The sequence below is a fragment of the Vibrio sp. 1580 genome (genome assembly GCF_033340055.1).
Genome location: NZ_JAWOVT010000738.1, coordinates 1 through 518, shown reverse-complemented (window position 1 = coordinate 518; position 518 = coordinate 1). Strand labels below are relative to the sequence as shown.

The 518-nt window shown below is 47.1% G+C and carries 1 pseudogene; it reads left to right on the top strand.

Annotation, left to right across the window (positions count from 1 at the left end):
- Positions 1 to 518, top strand: a pseudogene (lnt, locus tag R7093_RS28125) (apolipoprotein N-acyltransferase); the annotation flags it as partial.

Genomic DNA, 518 nt, shown 5'->3' with positions numbered 1-518 from the left:
AATTTGCAACAGGTGTTAGCTGGGTTTATGTCAGCATTTCTGGCTTCGGCGGGATGCCGCTGATTGCGAACCTCTTCTTGATGGGTATGCTCATTGCCTACCTTGCAGCTTATTCCGGATTGTTCGCTTGGCTAAACAATAAGTTTTTCCCTCAATTTAGCCTCAGTAAAGCGCTTCTTGCCGCACCAGCCTTATGGTTAATTACCGATTGGTTACGCGGTTGGGTGATGACTGGCTTCCCTTGGTTGTGGTTGGGCTATAGTCAAATTGATGCGCCACTAGCAAGCTTTGCACCGATCGGTGGTGTAGAACTGCTTACGCTGTTTGTTCTTATTAGTGCAGGAGCGTTAGCATATGCATGGATTCACAAACAGTGGTTGATGATTATCATCCCTGTTGTTTTGATGAGCGCAGGTTTTGGGATTCGCCAATATGATTGGGTGACACCTCGCCCAGAAGACACCACCAAAGTGGCGCTGATCCAAGGTAACGTTGACCAAAATCTAAAATGGTTACCG